This window comes from Arachnia rubra, assembly GCF_019973735.1.
Lineage (GTDB): Bacteria > Actinomycetota > Actinomycetes > Propionibacteriales > Propionibacteriaceae > Arachnia > Arachnia rubra.
The window spans coordinates 2,477,779-2,500,231 of record NZ_AP024463.1; the positions used below are offsets into that span (position 1 = coordinate 2,477,779).

15 protein-coding genes are annotated in these 22,453 nt (G+C 59.3%); 8 read left to right on the top strand and 7 right to left on the bottom strand.

Annotated features, from left to right (window positions below):
* Nucleotides 1-20: 20 nt before the first annotated feature.
* Nucleotides 21-1,574, bottom strand: a complete 1,554-nt coding sequence (locus tag SK1NUM_RS11335; protein ID WP_212322057.1) for an ABC transporter substrate-binding protein — start codon at nucleotides 1,572-1,574, stop codon at nucleotides 21-23.
* A gap of 276 nt (nucleotides 1,575-1,850) precedes the next feature.
* Between SK1NUM_RS11335 and SK1NUM_RS15315 the strand changes: the two genes are divergently transcribed.
* From SK1NUM_RS15315 to SK1NUM_RS11355, 3 genes are read left to right on the top strand one after another with little or no spacing between them, the layout of a single operon-like run.
* Nucleotides 1,851-4,682 carry a helicase-related protein gene (locus tag SK1NUM_RS15315; RefSeq protein ID WP_212322058.1) on the top strand — a complete coding sequence of 944 codons (2,832 nt, stop codon included), beginning with the start codon at nucleotides 1,851-1,853 and terminating at the stop codon, nucleotides 4,680-4,682.
* Nucleotides 4,672-9,288 carry a class I SAM-dependent DNA methyltransferase gene (locus SK1NUM_RS11350; protein WP_212322059.1) on the top strand — a complete coding sequence of 1,539 codons (4,617 nt, stop codon included), beginning with the start codon at nucleotides 4,672-4,674 and terminating at the stop codon, nucleotides 9,286-9,288. The genes SK1NUM_RS15315 and SK1NUM_RS11350 overlap by 11 nt, the downstream gene beginning before the upstream one ends.
* A 1-nt stretch (nucleotide 9,289) precedes the next feature.
* Complete coding sequence (locus SK1NUM_RS11355) at nucleotides 9,290-10,471, top strand: SIR2 family protein (protein WP_212322060.1); 1,182 nt, start codon at nucleotides 9,290-9,292, stop codon at nucleotides 10,469-10,471.
* On the opposite strand, the gene SK1NUM_RS11360 is transcribed toward SK1NUM_RS11355, so the two are convergent.
* On the bottom strand, nucleotides 10,422-11,462 hold the full coding sequence (locus SK1NUM_RS11360; protein ID WP_317988060.1) for an IS30 family transposase: 1,041 nt from the start codon (nucleotides 11,460-11,462) through the stop codon (nucleotides 10,422-10,424). The two genes, SK1NUM_RS11355 and SK1NUM_RS11360, sit on opposite strands and share 50 nt — an antisense overlap.
* 98 nt (nucleotides 11,463-11,560) lie before the next feature.
* Here SK1NUM_RS11360 and SK1NUM_RS11365 point away from each other — a divergent pair, with 98 nt between their 5' ends.
* Both SK1NUM_RS11365 and SK1NUM_RS11370 read left to right on the top strand, forming a co-directional pair.
* Nucleotides 11,561-13,918, top strand: a complete 2,358-nt coding sequence (locus tag SK1NUM_RS11365) for a hypothetical protein (RefSeq protein ID WP_212322062.1) — start codon at nucleotides 11,561-11,563, stop codon at nucleotides 13,916-13,918.
* 240 nt (nucleotides 13,919-14,158) lie between these two features.
* A complete protein-coding gene (locus SK1NUM_RS11370; RefSeq protein WP_212322063.1) occupies nucleotides 14,159-14,335 on the top strand; it encodes a hypothetical protein in 177 nt (58 codons plus the stop codon).
* A 579-nt stretch (nucleotides 14,336-14,914) separates the two neighbouring features.
* Here SK1NUM_RS11370 and SK1NUM_RS11380 read toward each other — a convergent pair.
* On the bottom strand, nucleotides 14,915-15,790 hold the full coding sequence (locus SK1NUM_RS11380) for a hypothetical protein (protein WP_212322065.1): 876 nt from the start codon (nucleotides 15,788-15,790) through the stop codon (nucleotides 14,915-14,917).
* 370 nt (nucleotides 15,791-16,160) lie between these two features.
* On the opposite strand from SK1NUM_RS11380, the gene SK1NUM_RS15250 reads away from it, so the two are divergent.
* Together SK1NUM_RS15250 and SK1NUM_RS11385 are read left to right on the top strand one after the other, a co-directional pair.
* On the top strand, nucleotides 16,161-16,286 hold the full coding sequence (locus SK1NUM_RS15250) for a hypothetical protein (RefSeq protein ID WP_263407053.1): 126 nt from the start codon (nucleotides 16,161-16,163) through the stop codon (nucleotides 16,284-16,286).
* Nucleotides 16,287-16,335: 49 nt separating this feature from the next.
* Entirely contained in the window at nucleotides 16,336-17,196 is an 861-nt protein-coding gene (locus SK1NUM_RS11385) for an abortive infection family protein (RefSeq protein WP_212322066.1), read from the top strand.
* 36 nt (nucleotides 17,197-17,232) lie between these two features.
* Here SK1NUM_RS11385 and SK1NUM_RS11390 read toward each other — a convergent pair whose 3' ends face one another.
* Nucleotides 17,233-17,949: a hypothetical protein gene (locus tag SK1NUM_RS11390; protein ID WP_212322067.1), complete on the bottom strand. Its 717-nt coding sequence runs from the start codon at nucleotides 17,947-17,949 to the stop codon at nucleotides 17,233-17,235.
* A 560-nt stretch (nucleotides 17,950-18,509) separates the two neighbouring features.
* On the opposite strand from SK1NUM_RS11390, the gene SK1NUM_RS11400 reads away from it, so the two are divergent.
* Nucleotides 18,510-18,656: a hypothetical protein gene (locus SK1NUM_RS11400; protein WP_212322068.1), complete on the top strand. Its 147-nt coding sequence runs from the start codon at nucleotides 18,510-18,512 to the stop codon at nucleotides 18,654-18,656.
* Nucleotides 18,657-19,973: 1,317 nt separating this feature from the next.
* On the opposite strand, the gene SK1NUM_RS11405 is transcribed toward SK1NUM_RS11400, so the two are convergent.
* The 3 genes from SK1NUM_RS11405 to SK1NUM_RS11415 form a co-directional block, all read right to left on the bottom strand.
* The gene (locus SK1NUM_RS11405; RefSeq protein ID WP_212322070.1) at nucleotides 19,974-20,513 is read right to left on the bottom strand and encodes a hypothetical protein; all 540 of its coding nucleotides are present in this window, start codon (nucleotides 20,511-20,513) and stop codon (nucleotides 19,974-19,976) included.
* A gap of 195 nt (nucleotides 20,514-20,708) precedes the next feature.
* A complete protein-coding gene (locus SK1NUM_RS11410) occupies nucleotides 20,709-21,371 on the bottom strand; it encodes a hypothetical protein (RefSeq protein ID WP_212322072.1) in 663 nt (220 codons plus the stop codon).
* A complete protein-coding gene (locus SK1NUM_RS11415; protein WP_212322074.1) occupies nucleotides 21,364-22,176 on the bottom strand; it encodes a TIGR04255 family protein in 813 nt (270 codons plus the stop codon). Before SK1NUM_RS11415 ends, SK1NUM_RS11410 begins: the two co-directional genes overlap by 8 nt.
* Nucleotides 22,177-22,453: the final 277 nt, after the last annotated feature.

The window sequence follows — 22,453 nt, forward strand, 5'->3', positions numbered from 1 at the left end:
GGCGGAGGCTCACCGGGCAGTCAGGACAGCCCAAGTTTGGCGTCCACGACGTAGTAGTCACCGCAATAGGGCTGATAGCTGGCCAGGCGGTCAGTGACCCCGATGTGCCATTGCGGATCGACCAGATACAGCACAGCCTCATCGGTGCGAAGCTGGTGCTGGACCTCGACGGCCAGGGTGTCCCGGTCGGCGCCGGCGGGCAGCGCGGCAAGCCGGTCGAGCATCTCGTCGGTCGTGGGCGAGGAGTACCCATTGAGATTGGAGGCCGCGCCCGAACGGAAGAACTGGTTCAGGAAGAACGACGGGTTGCCGGTGGGCGCGGTGTGCTGGGCCCACAGGGCGAGGTCGTAGTTGCCTTCCTTCACAGCGCCCTGAATGTCGTCGACCACGCTCGTGGTGGCTGCGATCCCGAGCTCCTTGAGCTGGGAGACCATGATCTGCATGATGATCGACAGGTCGGGACGCATGGCATAGGTCACCAGGCGCAGGCTCAGCTGCTGGCCGTCCTTCGCCCTGATGCCGTCGCTGCTCTTGACCCAGCCGGCCTCGTCGAGCAGCCTGTTGGCCTCTTCCGGATTGGTGGTCAGGTTCTCGGTGCCTGCGAAGCTGTAGTAGTGGGCGAAAGCACCGTTGGCCACGGTCCCGCCCTTCAATGCCGTCAGATAGGCTGTGCGGTCCAGTCCCAGGTCGAGAGCCGACCGGACCTTGAGGTCAGTCAATGGCCCGCTGACCAGGTTGGGGCGTCCGAAGTACTGGTAGCCAGCATCGATTGACTTCACGTGGATGCCGCTTTGTCCCTCCAGCTGGCCGGCGACGTCAGGAGTGATGGTGAAGGCCATGTCGATGCTGCTGCTTTGCAGGGCAAGCTTCATGGCATCGACGTCCTTAAATGCCTTGATGGTCACATCCGGGCGACGGCTGGCGTCAGGATACTGGGGGTTCGGGGTCAATTCGAGGATGGTTTCAGCGGTGAAGGACTTGACCTGGTAGGGCCCGGTGAAGAAGTTATTTCCGTCAGAGCCCGCCTTGAAGACCACGTTGCTCCATTCGCCAAGCACCGACGACAGGTCTGCGGTCGGGCCCTCGGTGTGGGCTTTGAGGGTGGTTCCCTCGGCTGTGAAGCTGATGACACCGGCCGAGGCGTTGGACAGCGAGTTATTTTTCTGAATCGAGTTGAGGCAGTCGGCCAGGGCCTGGGCGTCCACTGCCGAGCCGTCGGAGAATTTCGGGCCATCCTTGACGGTCATCGTCCAGTCGTTGTCGCCCACACGCTCCACCTTCTCGACGAAACGGGACGTCTGGGTGCCGTCAGGCTGGAGCATGAACACGTACTCGCCGACGCCTGCGGCGGTGAGTCCCCAGCTCTTCTTGAACGGGTCAAGGCTGGACAATACGCTCGTCTGGCCGATCACGATCGGCGACTTGTCCCCTCCTGCCTCGGAGGATGCGGGCGTTGCCGAGCCCGAGCAGCCGGTCAGAAGAGCCAGCAGCAGGGAGAGTACGAGGGCCAGTGGCCTAAACGGCGAGAGGAGATGCGTGGGCCTGGACATGTCAGGCCGCCGGGGCTTGTTCATTGTTTCTCCGTCGACGGATGGGCGCTGCCACACCAATGCCGACGACAAAGACCGTCCACCACATCACGAGTTCAGCGCTCATAGACGAGTTGTTAGACAGTGATCAGGTCTGGCTATACAGTGGCGCGACCGCCCGGATTCTCACCGAAGTTCCGATGCACTTGCCTCGGACAGTAGCCCTGAGATCTTTCCTGTGTCAATCGGTGTCTTCACCTGTGGTAGGCCTCCTCCGCCTTTGGCTAAGCTGTCGCCGTCAAGAAAGGGGTATGACGCAAGGTGGGCGATGTATTCGCTCCTGGGGTGGTCGTGGTGGTCCGCGATGAGGAATGGCTCATCACCCAGGTGGAGGAGACCGGCGACGGCCCGGTGATCAGCGCGTCGGGGCTCTCGGAGCTGGTGCGCGGCCAGGAGGCGGTGTTCTATCCCGCGCTCGATACCATCGAGGTCAGCGATCCGCGGCAGGCCAGGGTCAGGGCCGACGACTCGCCCCGATACCGGCGTTCCCGGCTGTGGCTTGAGTCGATGCTGCGCAAGACCCCTGTCCCGCTGGGCGATGCCTCCCTGACGGTCTCGACCGGCATGCTCGCCAATCCCCTGGGATATCAGCAGCACGCCGTTGCGCAGGCCCTCGATCCCGCGTCCCTGCGTCCCCGGATCCTGCTGGCCGACGCCGTCGGGCTGGGCAAGACCCTGGAGATCGGCATGATCCTGGCCGAGCTGATCCGGCGCGGCCGGGGTGAGCGGATCCTCGTGGTGACCCCGCGCCACGTGCTGGAGCAGATGCAGCACGAGCTGTGGACGCGGTTCGCGATCCCGTTCGTGCGTCTCGACTCGCAGGGTGTGGCGCGGGTCAAGCAGAAGCTGCCGGCCAGCCGGAACCCGTTCACCTATTTCCGCCGGGTCATCATCTCCATCGACACCCTCAAACAGGAGCGGTTCATCCACGACCTGCGCCGTCACCGCTGGGACGCCGTCGTGATAGACGAGTCGCACAACGTGACGAACTCCGAGACGCAGAACAGCCGGCTCGCGAGCGTCCTCGCACCGCAGACCGACGCGCTGCTGCTGGCGTCCGCCACCCCGCACAACGGGAAGGCCAGCTCGTTCGCGAACCTGATCCGGCTCCTGGACCCGACCGCGGTCAGCGGTGACGGGGAGCTCGACCTCGACCAGGTCAGGCAGCTGACGATCCGGCGGCACCGCCACAGCCCCGAGGTCGCCGAGGAGGTGGGCGCCGACTGGGCCGAACGCCGCGAACCCGACAACCGGCTCGTGCCCGCCTCCGCCGCCGAGAATGCCCTCACCGACGAGCTGGTCGCCACGTGGCTGTATCCGGCTTCTGGTGTCAGCCCCTACTCCGGCAGCGGCAGGACGCTGTTCCCCTGGACCCTGGCCAAGGCCTTCCTCTCGTCGCCGGCCGCGCTGCACGAGACCATCACCAGCCGACTCTCCCGCCTCGGCAACACGGCAGCTGCCTACACCGAAGCCACCGCCCTGCGACGCCTGGACGAGCTCAACAAAGCCTGCGACGCCTCGTCGGCGAAATATGACGAGCTGCTGCGCTACCTGAGGGGCATCGGTGTCAGCGCTGCCTCGCCGGTCAGGGCGGTGGTGTTCAGCGAGCGCGTCGCGACCCTCGGCTGGCTCGCTGACCGCCTCACCCGCGACCTGCGGCTCAAGCCGGACCAGGTCGAGGTCCTGCACGGCGGCCTGGCCGACGATGCCCAGCAGGAGATCGTGGAGAGTTTCAAGCAGGAGCACTCCCCCATCCGGCTCCTGATCACGGGGGACGTGGCCAGTGAGGGCGTCAACCTGCACCGGCAGTGTCACCACCTGATCCACTTCGACATCCCCTGGTCGCTGATCCGCATCGAGCAGCGCAACGGCCGCATCGACCGGTACGGGCAGCGGCGGCGTCCGGAGATCACGACCCTGCTGCTCGACCTCGCCAGCCCGCGGTTCGCGGGCGATGTGCGGGTGCTGGCCAGTCTCGTCCGCCGCGAGCATGAGGCGCACCTGGCGCTGGGTGACGCGGCGAGTCTGATGGGCCGCTACAGCGTCGCCGACGAGGAGGAGGCGATCCGGCAGGTCCTGGCGGGGGCCAGGGAGTTCGACGAGGTGGTGGCGGATCCCGCCTCCGCCGGTGACGATGCTGAGGACTGGCTCCAGCAGCTCCTCGACTCGCCGCCCGCGCAGGAGGCCGCTGTCCGGCAGGCGGAGGAGCAGCGGCTGTACGAGCGTCCCGTCGACTTCCTGCGCGACGCGCTGCGCGAGTACTACCCCAACCCGGAGGAGGCGCCGTCGGGACGCGACCAGGGCGGTGTCGCGTGGCGCGAGCATCCGGCCCAGCACCTGGTGGAGTTCACCCCGCCCGCGGACCTGCGGCAGCGGCTGGAGGTGCTGCCCAAGGGCTATCTGACGGAGCGGACGGTGCTGGAGCGGCTTCGCCTGGTGACCGACCGGGGCATCGCGAGGACTCTCCTGGAGGCTGCGCTCAGCGACCCTACCGGCTCCTCCTGGCCGGAGGCCCACTTCCTGGGGCCGCTGCATCCCGTCCTGGACTGGGCCGCGGACCGTGCCCTGGCGCGGCTGTCGCGCAACGAGATCTTCGCCGTCCGCGGTGACGTCGATGCCCCGCGGGTGCTGCTGAACGGCACCCTGCTCAACCGCCGCGGCCAGGTGGTGGCGTCGTCTTGGCTGGCTGCCCGCTTCGAGCTCACCCAGCCGATGGTGACCCCGTATGCCTCGGCTGGCCAGATGCTCGCGGACGCCGGGCTGGTGACCGAGCGCATGAATCCCGGGCCGGTGGAGCTGCCCGGCCGCGACCTCATCGGCCCCGCCGTCGAGGCCGCGGAGGGGCATCTGGACAGGACTATGGTCGCGGCCCGGGAGGACGTCGAACGCCGCGTCGCCGCCTGGGTGCGGCGCGCGGAGACCTGGCAGGCCGAGGCCGACGCCCTCATCCAGCGCGGCGCGGTGCGGCAGCGCCGCAGCCTGGTGGAGCAGCAGGAACGCTTGAGCCGCGATATGAGTCCCGACCGGCAGCTGGTGCGGCCGCTGCTGGTGGTGCTGCCCGACGACACCCTGGAGGCGACCGATGGCCGATAGCGACGCACTCCTGATCGTCGAGGACTGGATCAGCGAGCACTACTTCACCACCGACGCCGACCGCGAGTCGTTCCGCGCCCAGGTGCTGGCGCGTGCCAAGCAGTGGAAGTCCGCCAGCGGCCAGACCACCGAGTCCCGGTTCACCGCCACCCGCTCCAGCCTGGCTGCCGGCCTGGCGGCCCTCTACAGCGACGATGATCCCAGCGCCGCCGCGGCCGACGCCATCCACGCCGAGCTGCTGCGGATCCTCGGCTACGTTCCCGGCCCCTACGAGACCGAGGTCAGCGGGCCGGTGCGGTGGCTTCGCTCCCCCAGTCTGCCCACCACACTCGCTGTCGTGGCGGCCCGGCCCGCGGCAGCCCTGGAGGACCTGTTCGCCAAGGACGCCCCGACCCTCGCCGAGCCTTTCGTCACCGACTCCCTGGACGAGATCGTCTCGGCGTCGCGGCTGGTCAGTCACCTGTTCCTGGCCGACGACCAGGTGCGGTTCGCGCTGATCCTGGCGGGACGGTGGCTGGTGGTGGCGGAGGCGTCGCGCTGGCCGGAGGGCCGCTACCTGGCCGTCGACATCCAGACAGTGGCCGAGCGCGGCGACGCCCGCCGCGGCGGCGAGATCCAGCGCGCGCTGACGGCCCTCGATGCCGAGTCGCTGGCGCCTGACGCCGAGGGTGACATCTGGTGGGACGGGGTGCTGGAGGAGTCGGTGCGGCACACCGTCGGGGTGTCGGCGGATCTGCGGGAGGGGGTGAGGACCTCCATCGAGATCATCGCGAACGAGGTGGTGGACCGGCGGCGCGCCCGCGGCCTGGCGCCCCTCCCGGCGGCGGACGCACAACCGCTGGCGCTGCAGTCGCTGCGGTTCCTCTACCGCATCTTGTTCCTCCTCTACGCGGAGGCTTCGCCGCAGCTGCGGATCCTGCCGGTCGGTGACCCCGACTACGCCCGCGGCTACTCCCTGGACCGGCTGCGGGAGCTGATCCAGGTGGAGCTGACCTCGGCGTCTCTGCAGGGGACGCATCTGTACGAGTCGCTGGGGGTGCTGTTCCGGCTCGTCAACCACGGCCACAGCCCGCGGGGCGATGGCGGCATCCAGCGTGGCCTGGAGTTCCAGGGGTTGCGCGCCGACCTGTTCCAGCCCGGGGCGACGGCCCTCATCGACGAGGTGGGCCTGGGCAATGGTGCTCTGCAGGAAGTGCTGCGGCGGCTGCTGCTCAGCAGGGAGCGGGCCGGGCGGGAGCGCGGTTTCATCTCCTATGTGGAGCTGGGCATCAACCAGCTGGGCGCCGTCTATGAGGGGTTGATGAGCTACAGCGGCTCGTTCGCCACCGAGGATCTGTACGAGGTCGCGCCCGACGGCAACCCGGAGAAGGGGTCGTGGGTGGTGCCGGTGCGACGCTGCGAACACCTCCGCGAGGGCGACTTCGTCACCGACACCGACCCGGTCACCGGGCAGCGAACCCGCCGCCGCTACGGTCGCGGCCAGTTCGTGTTCCGGCTGTCCGGGCGGGAGCGGCAGCGTTCCGCGTCGTACTACACCCCCGAGGTGCTGACCCGCTTCACGGTCTCCCAGGCCCTCGCGGAGCTTCTCGGCGACGACCTGCCCGCCGAGCGCATCCTCTCACTGACGGTGTGCGAGCCGGCGCTCGGGTCGGGGGCGTTCGCCATCGAGGCGACCCGCCAGCTGGCTGAGGAGTATCTGCGCCGCCGGCAGGAGGAGCTGGGCGTGCGGATCGACCCCGACGACTACGCCGCCGAGTTGCAGCGCGTCAAGGCGTACATCGCGCTGCACAACGTCTATGGGGTGGATCTGAATGCCACCGCGGTGGAGTTCGCGGAGATCACGCTGTGGCTGGACACCATGGCCCCTGGCCTGGCTGCGCCGTGGTTCGGGCTCAGGCTACAGCGCGGCAACTCCCTCGCCGGGGCCTCCCGCGCCTGCTACACGCGGGCGCAGGTGAATGACAGAACCTGGCTGACTACCCCGCCGGCGGCGGTGCCGCTGACTGACATCGCTGAGCGGGTCGCGCAGAACCGGCAGGAGCTGAGCGGTGTCGATGGACGCATCCACCACTGGTTGCTGCCCGCCGCGGGGTGGGGTGCGACGGCGGAGTCCAAGGAGGCCAAGGCACTCGTCCCGGAGCGGGTCAAGCGGCTCAAGGCGTGGCGGCGAGGCCTCAAGACCAAACCGTCGAAACAGCAGCTGAACAAGCTGGTGGCGATCGCCCACCAAGCCGACGAGCTGTGGGCTCTGGCCTACCGCCGGCTGCACGTCGCCGAGCAGGAGTCTGCCCGCGACATCCCATTGTTCGGGCGGGAGCCATCGGGGCACGGGTCACGGGTCACGCGGGAGCAGATTGAACAGAGCCTCGCCGACGAGAACGGGGCCTACCGCCGGCTGCGGCGCATGATGGACGCGTGGTGTGCGCTGTGGTTCTGGCCGCTCACCGGCCGGGAGGTGGAGCCACCGACCCTGGGCCAGTGGATCACCGCGGCGGAAGGCATCCTGGGAGCCGAGCGCCCAGCAAGGGAGAAACACGCCCTGCCCGGCCAGGAGCAGCTGACCCCCACCGACGCCTGGACCGCGCTGGCCGACCAGGAAGACTTCGTCCTCATCAGCGGCAGCGCCCGGCCTGTCGAGGAGGTCCTTGAGGAGCATCCCTGGCTCAAAGTCTGCGAACAGGTCGCAGCCCGGCAGGGCTTCTTCCACTGGCAGCTGGACTTCGCCACCGTCTTCGGCCGCGGCGGCTTCGACCTCCAAGTCGGCAACCCACCCTGGGTGAGGCCCGACGTGGACATCGAGGCTCTGCTTGCCGAGGGGGATCCCTGGTGGCAGCTGGCGCTCAAGCCCTCCGAGGCCGCCAAACGCGAGAAACGAGCCGAGTCCCTGGCCCTTCCTGGAGTCGCCGATTCTGTGCTCGACGGCGAAAACGAGATCATCGCCCTCCGCGAATTCGTCTCCGACATCACCACCTACCCCATCCTCAGCGGACTCCGCCCAGACCTCTATCGCTGCTTCATGGCACGCACCTGGAAGCACATCTCAAAACAAGGTGTCATAGCCTTGCTGCATCCGGAAACCCACTTCACTGATGAGAACGCAGGTCTTCTCCGCAAAGAAGTTTATGAACGATTGCGACGACACTGGCAATTCGGCAACGACTTGAAGCTTTTCGCAGAAATAGATAACCACAACTCCTACGGCGTACACATTTATGGGGCCAGTAACTCCAACATCAATTTTATTCAGGCAGCTAACCTATATCATCCTGAAACAGCAGAGCGCTCCTTCCACCACGATGGATCCGGGGAAGAGCCTGGAGCCAAACATGAAGGGCACTGGGACCAGCGTCCACATGCCGCCCGCCTTCAGCATGTAACGATTGAGACTCTTGAGATGTGGCGGGACCTCCTCGAACCACCAAACAGCCCCGCATCTCGGACACGAATGCTGTACACCGTCAATCGCACTGCGGCCAGGGTGCTGGCGAAGCTTGGGACAGCGCCCCGAGTGGGTTCTCTTGGGCTTGAATTCTCGGCTGGCTGGAACGAGAAGACCGACCGTGTAAAGGGGCGTTTTATCCAGGAATGGGGACGAGTTGACTCCTGGGATGAGGCGATCCTGCAGGGACCACATATTTTCGTAGGCAACCCGGCTTCCAAATCACCCAATTCCACGCTCAAGTCAAACAAGGACTGGTCCCCTATAAACCTGGAAATCCTCGCCCCTGATGCCCTGCCCGTCACCGCCTACAAACCCGCTGGCAGCCGCGAGGAGTACGACACCAGGTACGGAGACTGGAAGACCGGACCAGTCCGAGACCACTACCGGGTCGCCTGGCGCGCCATGGCGGCTAATCGCGGTGAACGCACCCTCATACCAGCCATCATTCCCCCAGGAGCTACGCACGTACACACTGTCAGTTCCCTAGGAACTGGAAATATGCCACGAGATCTAGTCATAGTTGCTGGTTCCTTGTCAACGTTGCTCAATGATTTCGCGGTGCGATCTTCACCAAAAAGCGCAATCACCATGGATGTCATTCGTCGACAAGCAATCCCACCCCTGGACCATCCGCTGCTGCCTCGGCTTCTTCTGCGGACTCTGAGGCTGAATTGCCTCACGGATGCCTATGCCGATGTGTGGGAGGAGGTCTGGGATCCGGTGTTCGCGGAAGATGAGTGGCTGCTGCCTCCGGGGTATGAGGGTGCTCCGCGTATGGGTGATGTCGGCTCGCGGTGGACTCCGGCGACGCCGCTGCGCCGGGACATCGACCGCCGCAATGCCCTGGTCGAGATTGACGCGCTGATGGCCACGATGCTCGGCGTCACGGCCGATGAGTTGTGCACCATCTACCGCACCCAGTTCGCGGTCCTCCACGGCTACGACCAGACCAGCTACATCTTCGACGCCAACGGCCGCATCGTCCCGAACCCGGTCCTGGTCGCCTGGCGCAAGAAGGGCGGCCGCATCACCCAAGAGGAACGCACCCACCCCCACCCAGGCGGCAAGACCTACACCTACGACCTCCCCTTCGCCCCAAGAAACCGCGAAACCGACTTCCGAACAGCCATAACCGCCCTCCGGTCCAAGCAGAAAGGTCACTAGTATGCGTTTCGTTGAGGGGGTCGATATCCCTGAGGAAGTCCTTGAAGCCCACCGCGAGGGAAAACTTGTGTTGTTCGTGGGGGCTGGAGCATCAAAAGCCTCGCCATCCAACTTGCCTCTCTTCGACGAACTTGCGAAAAAGCTCGGGAAGCTGGCAAGGAAGGAGTTTAACGACGAAGACAAGGCCAGGATAGATACCTATATAGGCTCTCTGCCCGATGATTTCGACACTCACCGACACGCCGCCAAGCTACTTCGCCCAGAGGGCTCTACCCCCAACGACCTGCACCGCGCCCTGGTGCGGCTCGCCACCTGCGGCAAAGCAGTGCGGATTGTGACAACAAATTTTGACAATCACCTGTCAGATGCAGCAAAGGAACTCGGTCTCGACCTCGGCGACCAATGGATTGGCCCCGCCCTCCCCCTTGGACGTGACTTCCAGGGCATTGTGCATCTACACGGATCACTCACACGACATCACAAAGAACTAATTCTGGATGACCGAGACTTTGGCCGCGCATACTTCGGAGATGGCTGGGCTCCAAGGTTCCTCCAACCCATGTTCGCAGAGTACGTGGTGCTCTTCGTTGGCTACAGCCTCAGCGACACCGTAATGCGTTACCTGACGCTGGGCCTACCCTCCAAAACCTCAAGGTACACACTAGTACCCAAAGCAGCCGAGGGAGATTTCAGCGAGACCGACCTAACCCGACTGCAGGTCACCCAGATTACCTACCCCAATAGCGACGGTAAGCACACATCCTTACCCCAGGCTCTTGAAAACTGGGCTCAATGGATAGTGATGAAACCAGAGCAGCACCAGAAACGCACTAATGACTTGATTAATAAGAAAGAAACGGGCGAACCGCTCTCTCCTGTCGAGGAGGACTACCTACATTCTAGAATCTCAACAATAGAGGGCGCCTCAACCTTTACAAAAACAGCCCGCTCGCCTGAATGGCTGAACTGGCTAAAAAGACTGCCCGACTTCGAGGCAATTTTCGCACACAGCGGCGAACTATCAAGCCCTGCATTAGCACTAGCGGAATGGTTCACGAAACACTTCGTCGCTGCGCCGACGGCAAGTAGAGCTGCCATGGATTCACTTTGTCAACATCAGCAGACCGGCGGTGTCAAGTGGTGGAAGCAACGAGTAGTTTCTGGAAAGCTTCTCGTGGGGTGAGGTAGCCGAGGGTGGCTCGGGGGCGTTCGTTCAGTTCTTCGGCGATGGCTGTGAGATAGGGCTGGTGTTGGGGGATGGGAGTGCCTTTGGGTAGGTAGTCACGGATGAGTCGGTTGGTGTTCTCATTGCTGCCGCGTTCCCAGGGAGAGTGGGGATGGGCGAAGTACACCGGCATCTGGGTGGCCATGGTGAACGCGGCGTGCCGGGCCATCTCAGAGCCCTGATCCCAGGTCAGGGTGCCCTTCATCAATTCGGGCAGCCCAGTGATGTGGTCGATCAGGGCGTCACACACCCCGTCTGCGTTCTTGCCCTTCGGCAGGGCGAGGATCGTGACGAACCGGGTGGTTCGTTCGACGAGGGTGATCGCGGCTGTTCTGCCGTAGGCGCCGATGATCAAGTCTCCTTCCCAATGACCGGGAACCTTCCGTCCTGTAACCTCCTGAGGCCGCTGATCGATACTGACCATTCCCACAATCGGGGATTTCCGCTCACCCAAACGACGCCGGGACTGACGGCTAGTGCGTTTCGACCCGAGCATGACACCGTGCTCCCGCAGCGTCTTCTTCGGCATCGCATAAATCCAGGTGTAGATCGCTTCATGAGACACGCTCGCTCCTTGGGCCGTGGGGGAACCCTGACACGGTTCAAGCCTGTCACCCCCAGCCTCAGCACGTAATCTTCCCGCGATCTGACGTGGTGTACGAGACCTCCGAAGATCAGCAATCACCCGCTGCTTCAACACCAGATCAGCATCAATCTTGCGGGGCTTGGGCCGGGCACGCCGCCGCTGCGCAGCTACATCAGCAGCCACACACTTGTACCCCGTCTCACCCTGATTCCGGGCCACTTCCCGCGAAACCACCGACACATCCCTACCAATCCGCCGAGCAATCTCACGCAACCCACACCCCTCCGCCAAACCCCTCGCGATCCCAGCCCGATCCGTCACCGTCAACAACCGCCGCACCAACAACCCCTCCCTAACAAACACTGTTGCTACGACCCTATGACACCACCACCCTACACCCCTATCTATTCAGACTGATCACATCTAGCATCCATCAACTTGAACAGCACAATAATTTACCGATGAAAAAGAAATGGAAAGTAATTCTAGCCACATCGATTCGCAACAGTACTGCACCGCCACCATTCGATCCATTACTACTGCACAAAAACGAAGGCATGAGCTGGGGCATAATCCGCAAAGCGTTGACGCCTTTCTTAAAACTCCATAGGAGCTTAGAAAAAGACGGATGGCCTCAGGTGGAGCTGCATTGGCCGGTTGAGACATATTATTTAGAGAATTATCTCCTCCCTTGGCTAGATGCCCAGTCAACCTCACTGAGAGGAGTGGCTGCACTGGAAGCTGCGCTTCTAAGCGCTTACGAGTTGTTGGATGCTTATGATAGCCGCTTCAGCAATACTATCGGATTCACTCGTTCAGCAATCGAAGACCACTCTCAGAACATCCGACAGCAGCCACTCGATATTATCATCGATGGCCTCCGCAATCTTGGAGTCCACCTCCAGGAATCTATACCGCTTCACGAACGCTGGTGGGAATACGGTTTCAACCTGTTTCGCCGTCTAGCACTTCATCTAGTGGCCACCTCATCGGATCTTTCCTCAGATGAGAAGATTGAATGGATACTCAACCGCAAAATACTGTATGATCCAGCAACCAGGCACGAAACATTCCATGTGCTGCATAAATCGATACCCGAAGCCACGCCTAAAAAACGTAAGCAGCTACTGAAAGCAGTGATCGCCGGTAACATAGGACAAAGCGATTCCGAAAGATGGGAACGCACACAAACCTACAATATTTATAATCTTTTGGTGTGGCTAACTCGCGCCGATCCTGACTGGAGTCAGGCAGCTGAGCATCTGGCACGCCTTCAGGAAGAAAATCCAAATTTCTCGGAGAGAGAAAATCCTGATTTCACCATATGGTTTGGGCCCGCAAAATGGACGACCGACTCTGTCGAGTCCACCGAAAAATTCTACGCACAGGTTCAAGCAGATCCCGCATTAGCCATAACCTCGATCATGGATATAAGAGCTCAACGACCCTGGGCAAATGATTTTGACGATGAGGAAGAACTCATACGCGGATTAGCAAGCGAACATCCCACAGACGGAATTGCGTTCTGGGACGCGGCAGATTCAAGCAGCCTAACGGAAGAGCATCACTCATCTTTGCGCTCAGCTCTAGTAAGCGGCTGGGCCAAGGCCAATCTAGATGAAAAAACCGCCTTGAGGATTCTCACTCTAGTAAAATCGATAGTCACACAAGAAGATAACCTATATGCTGTAACTGATTTTCTCCTTGAGCAGGGCCGCAAGCGCATCAAAGAGCCTGATACCGATTTCCTAAAAAATGCACGCGATCTAGCCCAAAACATATGGAATAAATATCAGCAGTCATTCAAACTACCTGAAAATGTAGAAGCGCCTTCATCGCTGGCTTTAAATACCTGGCCAGGCAACCTCGCCTTCTTCTGGTTTAGTCAGATTGAACGCCGGTGGCACACAACCGAGAATAATTGGTCAGGTTTTACCGAAGAAGAAAACGCAACCCTTGAAGAACTTCTCAAAGGACCCCAGACCACCTTACACGCAATCTGGCCAGCCTTTGGAATGGCATTATATTCTCTCGATTCAATGGATGCTAATTTCACAGAAAAGCATGTTCTACCACTCTTTAGTCGCAATGACAGCTTGCGACATGTATGGGAGCCATTTCTTTATAGACCATTAGTGAGTTTGCACCTGTTGCAGGCTGGCCTACTCAATGCCATTGCCGCTCTCTTCGAACAGCTCAGCACACTCAATCTACCGGAAGCCCGTTTTGAAGAGTTAGCAGCCGATGTTGTAACTCCTGCATACAGCACTGAGGAACCAGTGGGCTGGATTTCCATCGAAGATTCCGAGCGTCAACAAATTCTCGATGCGGCAGTTCTCAGCGAAGGAGGGCGTTATGCTGCAGATTTCGCCAGAGCGGTAATTAAGGTACTTCGCAGCAACACTTTACGCACCCAGAAGGCATGGCAGACGTGGCTGCACCAGCATATCAAAAAGCGGCTTAATGGAATCCCTCGTGATGCGAAACCTGATGAGCTGGAGAGCTGGGCGGACATAACACCATTACTAGGAGATCACCTGCTTGAAGCTGTGACCCTATTTCGCGATAGCAAAATCAAAATTGGACTCGGTAAGCTATACTTTGCTCCAGAATTTACAAAAGAGACTCTTGCTCGCTGCTCAACAGAGTTGGTATCTTTCTACGCTGAACGTATCCAGAACTCAGATACTGCTGATTTTTCACTGGGTGTTCGGGTGAGGCAACTAGTTGACGACGCTCGTGCTACCCTTGGCGATGAAACGGCTAAGCCTCTGATCGATGCCGCCCGGAACAAGGGCTTCTTGGAGGATTCTATTTAAAGTGCGCAGAGACGAAGCTTCACGCAGAGTCCTGGCATCAACTAATCATAGGGGATGCTTAGCTGCAAACTTTTCGCCTTCGCGGTTTCCGCATTGCGAACTTATCGGCAGATGAGAAAATTTGCACTGCGAGGTGTCTGGATATAGTTTCAAGAGCTGAAAGGCACCAAAGAACAGTGGCGGCATCCTCTCACCACCGAGATGCCAGTTCCATCACACAGTCTGAGTACACTCGTCTTCATGTCCTCCACGCCTGCTGAGCCGTACCCCTATCATGCATGGCCTGACTTCCAAGAGAGCCTGATAGAGGTGACGCCCGAGGTTTTTGATGCTTTGCTCGAAGCATTGGAGACACCCACTCCGGCTGTCTCTGCAATGACGCAAGCGCATCTGCGGGCGGCTGAACTCGGCCTGTGACTCTCACCGGCCCTCAACGCTTCACCACTCATCACGGCTTAGTCAGCGCTGGGGCGCGGCAGCTGTATTCAACCAGGCTGCCCTTTCCCAGTACATCCCCAACACCCCCATTGAACTTCATCCGCCTGCCGCTCAGCTCGATGGCAGACCTCTGGTCACGCGCCGACGTGTCACCAAGCGTGACCGTAAACGTGTGGCTGAGCTCTACCTGTCGGGGCGTTCTATCGGATACGTCGCAAGCGAAGTGGGGATCGGTCGGGCCACAGTACTAGATATCCTCAAGCGGTTCGGGATCGAACGTAGACCTGTTGGGTTACATTGACGATCAGCAACAGCTCCACCAAAGTTCTCTGGGGACTTCACAAGGACCACTCCAACGTCACGTCACCCACACAAGCCATCTGTCGCACCCTCACGCTCATCGACGCCCTCGGCACCGGCCACCGTCCGCTGCATGCTTGCTGACTGCGCGACTGGCATGTCCCAGTCAGCTGTGGCACGCAAGTACGGTTTGGCAGGGAGCTTGGTATGGAAGTGCGTTAGCGCGAACTGTAAGATCCAACTGCGAATAGCAGCCAGTTAAGCCTCGGTATGGTCCGTTCCCTCCGCCGGCTGCACAACCCCCGTTGTGAACCACTGCACCAAGGTGGCTGCGAGCATCACGGCTGCCCGCGCCTCCTCGTTTGAGGCGTCGGTGTAATCTGGCCTGCCATGCCTACTTTCATGGCCCCGCCACAGTGTGCGCAGCATCGTTGCCAAACTCTTAGCGCCAGGAACCTTAGGGCTGTCACGAAGGATTAACTTCCATTTGGGCCTCTCTGCCTCCAAGATTGAGAAGAGGCTGGACAAGGTAGGCACGGTTCCATTCTTTGGCTCCAGCTTAATGCACGACAAGGCAGCAATCTCAACAGCCACCACAGCGTTGCTATATGCCTCCGAAGGGCGTGGATTGACCCCGTAAGCATCTGCCCAAGCTTTCCGTAACTGGCGAGATGCCTTGTCAGAGGCAGTCAGCACCTTATTCACGGTCTCACGAACACCTTCAGGGACTCGTTGCACCACCCGGTAACGATCGTCATGAAGCTGGACTGACCAGACAGAACCGCCCTCACTCAGAACTTGTTCTACAGGATGAATCTCGATATAAGCATAACCCTTCTCATGTTGAACAAGATAATCCAAGAAATTCACATAGAGATCATCATCTATTCCGCGCAGCCAGCCTAGCGCCTCGTGATCCCAGGATAGCCATTTATCACTTGTAAAATTAAAGCTGTTGCGCATCGCATTTTGAAAATCTATAAACACCGCTGGACTTATTACATCATAGCAAGAATCATCTACGGCCTGTCTGATCCACTTAAATGTCGCTTCACGGAGATACTCCGGGAATCCCTCTACTCTCACATCTTCCCGCCCCGTTGGCACCAGCGGCCGCCACACTGAATTGTTCATAGCCATAGACTAGCGTAGTAGTACTATCGGCGAGAGACTTGATGACCTCACCAAATCCTCACTCCGACCTCTAGCGCCGCGGCTAGGACGAAAAGTGTTCGCAGACGCGGGTTGGGGTGGTGTGCCGGGTCGGAGGCTCTAAGAACCTACTCCAGCTTCGTCTACACACTCCCGGTGTTGCAGCGTCTCAAGAAAGAAGTCCGCACGACACCCACGCGGACAAGGCGACAGCGTCCGAGGCTCAAGTCCCGGTTGACAACCAACCCCAGTGCTAAGAGGCTCGAACAGATACTCACGGACTACCGTGACAGCTTCACCTATATGGCGATCGCCCTGAAGTATGGCGTATCTCAGTTCTCAGTATCGAGGTATGCGTACGCAGCTCAGCAGAGCAGGGCAAGGCTGTTCGGGGCGTCGGATCGCGGCTGAGTTCAGCGTGGCGAAGTCGATGGTGTTCGCAGTGCTGAAGCGGTTGAACGTGGAGAACTGGCCATAGCTTGTAACGTGCTGGCCGTCAGAGACCCTACCTCGTGTAGGAAATTTCGGTGGGCTGCGCCAATATATTCCAGGCACTAAAACAGGAGATGGAGATCATGGGCCAACCGCCAGCCAGCCGAGACATCGCTGCCGCGTTCGGGAAATATTTCCATAATGGCGACGGTCCTAGTCACAGAAGATTCACCGAAGTGTTCTCAGCAGCAGGGCTAAGCGATGTGGCGCCAGGCACAGCGCAGCAGCAAGAAGGATCAACCAAAGCAGAACGAGTACGGCGCACCGTTGAGGCGGCCTGCCGCAAGCCAGAAAGAGCCCGTGAACTGGTAGATGCCCTCCTATCCTGTCTTCGCACAGATGGCTGCCTCTATCAGAACTTGGAAGCAACCGAAGGCTTAAAACGAGCTCTTGGACGCCAGGGGTGGAGTCTTGACTCAGAGGGCTATCTCACGCCTGTTGGTGAGATTGATCTTGAAACTGGCGGCCGCTCGGCTCTTGATGATCAGATCCGGCGCATGCGGATGAATACTGACGATCCGGCACTGCTGCTCGGCACTGCCAAAGAACTACTTGAATCGACCGCGAAATATGTTTTAAGGGAGCTTTCTGTAGAGACCAGCAGCAAGACGCCTGATTTCAATGACCTCTGGCATCTCACGCGCAAACGGTTGAACATCCTCCCGGAGAACATTGCTGGAGATGGTGATGGCAACAAGTGTATCAAGGTGATTTTGCAATCATCTTGGAGAATTATTGAGCAGGTTAATACTCTGCGCAATCTTCAGTGGACAGGCCATGGACGTACCCTGCCTTCTGGCGTGACTCGCGAGCAAGCGCTTCTTGTCGCCCGAGAAGCATGCAGTATGGCGGAGTTCACACTCATGACCCTTGACCAGCAAGTGGGAAGGCGCTGAGCCTGCCGAACAATTACGCCACTATGGCGACGCCTTTCAGCGACTAAGTTCTCCTAGCCATCCAGCGATAACTTGTCCTACGCGATATAGTTTTCCTACATCTCTGTTTTCGAATGTATAATCGGGGCCAACGCTCGGAACGGGTACATAGCCGACACGTTTAAAAAGGAGCGAAAATGTTTCGCTATAGCGATCTCCACTCGAACCTTCGTAGCCAATCTTCAGCTCTCCTTCAGGCATTCCAGATGGTTTACTATCGCCCGTATAATCTGCGGTGAGATGCCAGAGTACTCGCAATGAAGAGTCTGGCGGGAGCATTTTTGAGGTTTCCGTGAGATCTTTAATTGATTTGCAGATATTATCCGGATCCTCTGGCCAATCAGAAAAATCTATAGCTAAATTCCGCGCCATCGATTTACCCGTGTTTGTAATACGCAGATCCCATGAGCCGACCCCGTATAATCCAGGTACAATTCGAGCGAAGACGTATGGACGCGTCTGTTCGATACTATCGAGCTCTGCTTGTTTGTTAGCCAATTCGACTTGTCGATTAGCCAGCGCCGCATGTTCATTAGCTCGTGCAGCTTGCTCATTAGCACGCTCTGCTTGCTTGTTGGCGTCTTGAGCTGAGATGAGCGTTGCTTTCGCAGTTTTCCATGCATACCATGCCAATATGGCCATGATTACTGTGGCGATAGCCGAAAATATAGCACAGATAGCCGATACTATTGAGGAAATTACAACCCAATCCACAACATAATTATAGCCATGCCTAACGTGATTAGCTACCGCCGAAAGCGTGCTGCTGCCGCTCCCTCCTACGCCCTCAGGGGGTCGGCATTGTCAGGTTCATGTTGGGGTGGCTAAGAGTTTTATTGCTTGGTCGGGGTGTCTGAGGGTGGTGGCGGGGCCATGGTGTATCGGATGAGTCCGAATCGGCCTGGGGTTGTCGGGGGACATGGTCTAACACGGAGGATAGTTTCATGCCAGCATCACGGAAGTATGACGATGAGACCCGGGCCTGCGTCATCCGGATGTGTCAGGATCGTCTTGCCGAGGGTGATGAGATCTCGTAGGTGGTGGCCCGCCGCGAGTTCGGTTAACCGTCTGGGGTGAACCCGGACGTGTTCGGGGGTGGCTTCGCCGGGAGTTCGGTGAGGGCATTATCCCGTTAGCGGGGCTAGTAGCAGAGCCGGTGAATGAAGAACTCACCTGGTTGCGGCGTGAGGTCGCCCAGCTTAAGCGCGCGAACGAGATCTTGAAGACTGCGTCGGCTTTTTCGTGGTAGCGGAGCTCGACCGCGAATTCGGATAGTGATCGACTACGTCCGCACCCATGCGGACCGGTTTGGGGTCGAGCTATTCCTGACCGTGCTGAACGAGCACGGTATCGGGGTCGCCCCGTCCACCTACTGCGTTCACGCTGCCAGAAGGCTTCGCCCTGAGCAGACGGGATCTTGACGAGGTGTACGCGGCAAATGAACTCTTCGATTTCTGGAAGCAGAACCGTCGCTTGTGTGGGCGTCGATAGCCTTGGAAAGCCGCGCTCCGTGCCGACCTTCAGGTCGGCTGGGATCGGGTAGAGCGACTCATGCGATTCGCTGGGATTAGCAGGTTGATCGGGTCCGTGAGTGGCGTCCTGGATCTGGCCGGTTTCTTGAGCTACGCGATAGTTGCCATAGTCAGTTGAGAGGATCCACAGGGCATCTGAGTTGTTCTCCCACACCAACGCCACCCCGGAGTGCTTCGTGTGCAACAAACTGTCAGTGAAGACCACCTCACCGGATCCGTTTGTGATGCGTGGCTTCAGCACCCCGGACTTGTCTGACTCCTCCTCGGCAACCTCAGCGGTGAAAGCGCCCGAGGGCGCCCTTTGCGGTAGACCCTGGCGTGGCGATCAGATCGCCTGGAGCGGCTGGCATCGCGCACCCGGCCACCACACAGCTCAGCACAGTGCATACAGCCAGCCACCTCGTCATGCCATGCATGCCCGCGCCTTCCGGAGCATCACAGCTACTGCTGGATCTTGAGTGTTCCAGATCGCCGGTGCAGCTGCAGACATCGAAGGCTTGGCCGGCGGCTTTCAGCAGTCATCGACGCATAGAGTATTATGAAATTTAAATTGTTTAACTTTGTCGAAGAAACTCAACCGGTAAAGCTCCCTCGGACCGCCGTCGCACTGCCTGGCTGCTTTTTGGGATCCTCCGGGAGGCTTATTCATGGGTTGTAGGTGAATATGATTCCAAGCCCCCGGTTTGCTGACCTTACCGCTGTTTGCTGGCCCTATCTCTGGTTTGCTGGCCTTATCTCTGGTTTGCTGGCCTTATTCGCGTCTGCTGGCCTCACAACACAGGCAAACGTGAATAAGGCCAGCAAACCGACAATAACGCCAGCAAAATCCCAGCACACGAGAATGGAGGCCGATAACACATACACGAAAGCTTATACATAGCTCATGACAACCCGCTGCCGACAAGGGGTTCCGCAACCTCATCGACCGCCCATGAATAAGCCTGTGGGCCCCGCTGATGTGATCGACTTCGGGGGCCTGCACCTCGTTGCAGACCATGCAAAAGCCGTCATTATGCGCCATAGCTCGCATTTAACAAAACCTAAATGTTTCCCTGATTTTTAGGCCCATACAGCGGGAGTTTGGTGTATTTAAGACGGCAGGTTTTGCCCTAAAGGGCTATGGCGTTCGAAAGATCGACAATCAGGCTAGTTCACCACTGGTCAATTCAGAGGCTTCAGAGAGCGATAGACAGGTAGGACTATCAGCTATCGGACATCCTTGATCTCCCGCATCCTGCGGAGTTCTAGGCGCATTGCTCTTCGGACCGTGCTGTGCGACTGCGGGTTGCCAAGCATCTTCTGATATGTCGTCCCGTCGCGGTCAGCCCGCAGCCACTCAAGACATTTTTTAGTCGCCGCGTGGTAGTCATCAAGCTCACTCTCATCGCACCATTCCTCGACGAGGTCTGCCTCCTCGTAGAACGCCACGGTCTGCTCCTGGAAAAGGTGTGTTGGAACAATGACCCGGGAACTGTAGTGCACCCACCGTTGAAGTAGCAGATTGACGCCAGTAGGCGACAGCACTGCCAAGCGGTTAGATGATGAGAGCATCTTCGGCGGGACTGTGTGAAGTTTATCAAAATCCGCTGCCTGATTTCTGGCCTGGGTCTTGAGATCTGGCTGAAGGTCAGGGAGAGGCATCAGGTTGTAGTAACCTCTTGCCCACCCATCCTCACCGATCTCCTTGTGTTTTGCCACCTCTGCGACAAGTATCCGCCATGCCAGATCGATGCCGTTGGTGCGCATTGAGCATGGGTGCTGAAGGACGATGATAGATCGCGCTTTTACTGTGCCTGTAGACCCAGGCAATTTCACACCGTTGAATATGTCGCCCGTGAAGACCGGTCTGGAGAATGAGACCTCGGGCCCGCGCGCACGATAGAGGTCGTCCCAACGCGGAAGGCCACCTTGATACGGCGATTCGAGCTCTCCGGCCATCTTTCAGTCTTTCATGCGGATGGATCGGTTATGGTCGCTCGCCTCGAAAATCTCAAAGTCGGAACGATACCGCTCGCGCCAGTCCGGATCGAACTCCGACAGTAGCTTCTCGGGGTCCACATGCCCACTCGCAAACTCAAAAACAAGATCTGCACGATCCGCCGCATAGAGGATGATCGGGGTCACGGGTATTGATGACATCAAAGGCATCTCGAACCAAGAGGCAATCTCTTCGACCATGTAGTGCCTGACAATCAAGTCACACGCAGCCAGCAAGCTTGCCACCCGGATGCGGCTCTCACCCGATGCCTTCTCACCCCTGCGCCACTTCTGCACGGCCGGAACACTCACATGAACCATTCGGGCTATATCGCGCCAAGCGAAACCAAGATCAGCGAGCTCTGCCAGCATGGACTCCATACTTGCCTTACCCCGCTCACCAGCAGCAGTACGCCATTCGGCATCATGAGTCATCTGATGCAAGTCACCAAGTTCATCACGCGATCCACTAACCACGCTTCGCAGTCCACCAACTTTGGAGGTGAGATGTGCTGCCGCGGTAAGCCGGGTCTCCGTCAGTTTCGCATCGTTAATATCGCCGCCTGCTGTAACCCCTGTAACCAGGGATGACTCGACCGCTGCGTTTTTAACCTGTGTTTCAACCACGACGCAGTACTTCCTCTCTGAGTCGTTCCGTAATTAGACTCTCAAAAACGTCCCGCACCGGTTCATGCAGTGCATCAACCTGACGCAAGACAAAATCAGCATCGAACTCAGGAACCTCATCGCCTGCCTGCCAAAAGCTATCGAAGTCCAGCTTAAAGAGCGGCCCCGGCGGAAGCGTCCGCCGCAGCTCTGGAGTTGAAGGCACCACATGTTCGTTCTGTGCACCGTATCGAACCACTAGAGCGCGATTGTCGTTCCCAGCACACACCAGCAAGCCTTCACTACGGACAGGGACGAGCTCGGGAACAACAGCAAGATGCTCCGGCCCTAGGAGGGAGGGATCCACCCATTCACGCCATGCAGGAATATCTTCGCCTTCTTCAAGAGGCACCCTGACCTCATCGATGTAGCGCAACCCGACTCGCTCGACGCCCGCAGGGACACCGGCAGCGAGGCGTCCTTCCAGAGCGAGCTCAAGCAACCCTCGGACCCGTTCGTAGCTTCCGTATTCAGTTGTCTCAAGCACAAGGCTGTCGTGACGTACGGTCAGCGCCGTCCGCTTGTTACGGCTCGTCCACCTGGGCCACGTACTAGCAGTAGTCTGCGACGGCATTGGGAAACTGCTCGCCCCTGACTGGACGACAACCGAGACTTCGTCGATCTCTCCCGGCAACGGCAGCAGCTTCTTGATTCGAGCTGACAACTCCGCCACCTGCTTGCGATCAAGGGGCTCACACACGGGATGGCGCACCTCAACCGCCACCAGCACGATCGGCGCGTTCGGATAAACCTCTCGCTCCTTCATACCCCAGGATGATACCAGTAAAATAACCAAAACAGCAACCGTTAGACTGAGCCCATCACGAGCGGGAGCAGAGCTGACTGCATCCGATCTTGCAGGGGCGCTCCGCTTTCTGGCGCCATATCCTCAGGAAGCGAGAACGTTGACGATGCTCAACACAAAGACCCGTTCAAACCAGGTCTAACACCACGGTGAGCAGCGATTCCCACGGTAACCAGCGCTTTCGGAAACCCTTAATTCACCTTGAGCACGGACAGACGGCTCACGCTTCTTCAGGCTC

What these genes read in the sequence shown, in the direction of transcription:
- SK1NUM_RS11335 (WP_212322057.1), bottom strand. Translation starts at nt 1,574, where the DNA reads ATGAACAAGCCCCGGCGGCCTGACATGTCCAGGCCCACGCATCTCCTC.
- SK1NUM_RS11350 (WP_212322059.1), top strand. Translation starts at nt 4,672, where the DNA reads ATGGCCGATAGCGACGCACTCCTGATCGTCGAGGACTGGATCAGCGAG.
- SK1NUM_RS11355 (WP_212322060.1), top strand. Translation starts at nt 9,290, where the DNA reads ATGCGTTTCGTTGAGGGGGTCGATATCCCTGAGGAAGTCCTTGAAGCC.
- SK1NUM_RS11365 (WP_212322062.1), top strand. Translation starts at nt 11,561, where the DNA reads ATGAAAAAGAAATGGAAAGTAATTCTAGCCACATCGATTCGCAACAGT.
- SK1NUM_RS11370 (WP_212322063.1), top strand. Translation starts at nt 14,159, where the DNA reads ATGTCCTCCACGCCTGCTGAGCCGTACCCCTATCATGCATGGCCTGAC.
- SK1NUM_RS11380 (WP_212322065.1), bottom strand. Translation starts at nt 15,790, where the DNA reads ATGAACAATTCAGTGTGGCGGCCGCTGGTGCCAACGGGGCGGGAAGAT.
- SK1NUM_RS15250 (WP_263407053.1), top strand. Translation starts at nt 16,161, where the DNA reads ATGCGTACGCAGCTCAGCAGAGCAGGGCAAGGCTGTTCGGGGCGTCGG.
- SK1NUM_RS11405 (WP_212322070.1), bottom strand. Translation starts at nt 20,513, where the DNA reads ATGCGCACCAACGGCATCGATCTGGCATGGCGGATACTTGTCGCAGAG.
- SK1NUM_RS11415 (WP_212322074.1), bottom strand. Translation starts at nt 22,176, where the DNA reads ATGAAGGAGCGAGAGGTTTATCCGAACGCGCCGATCGTGCTGGTGGCG.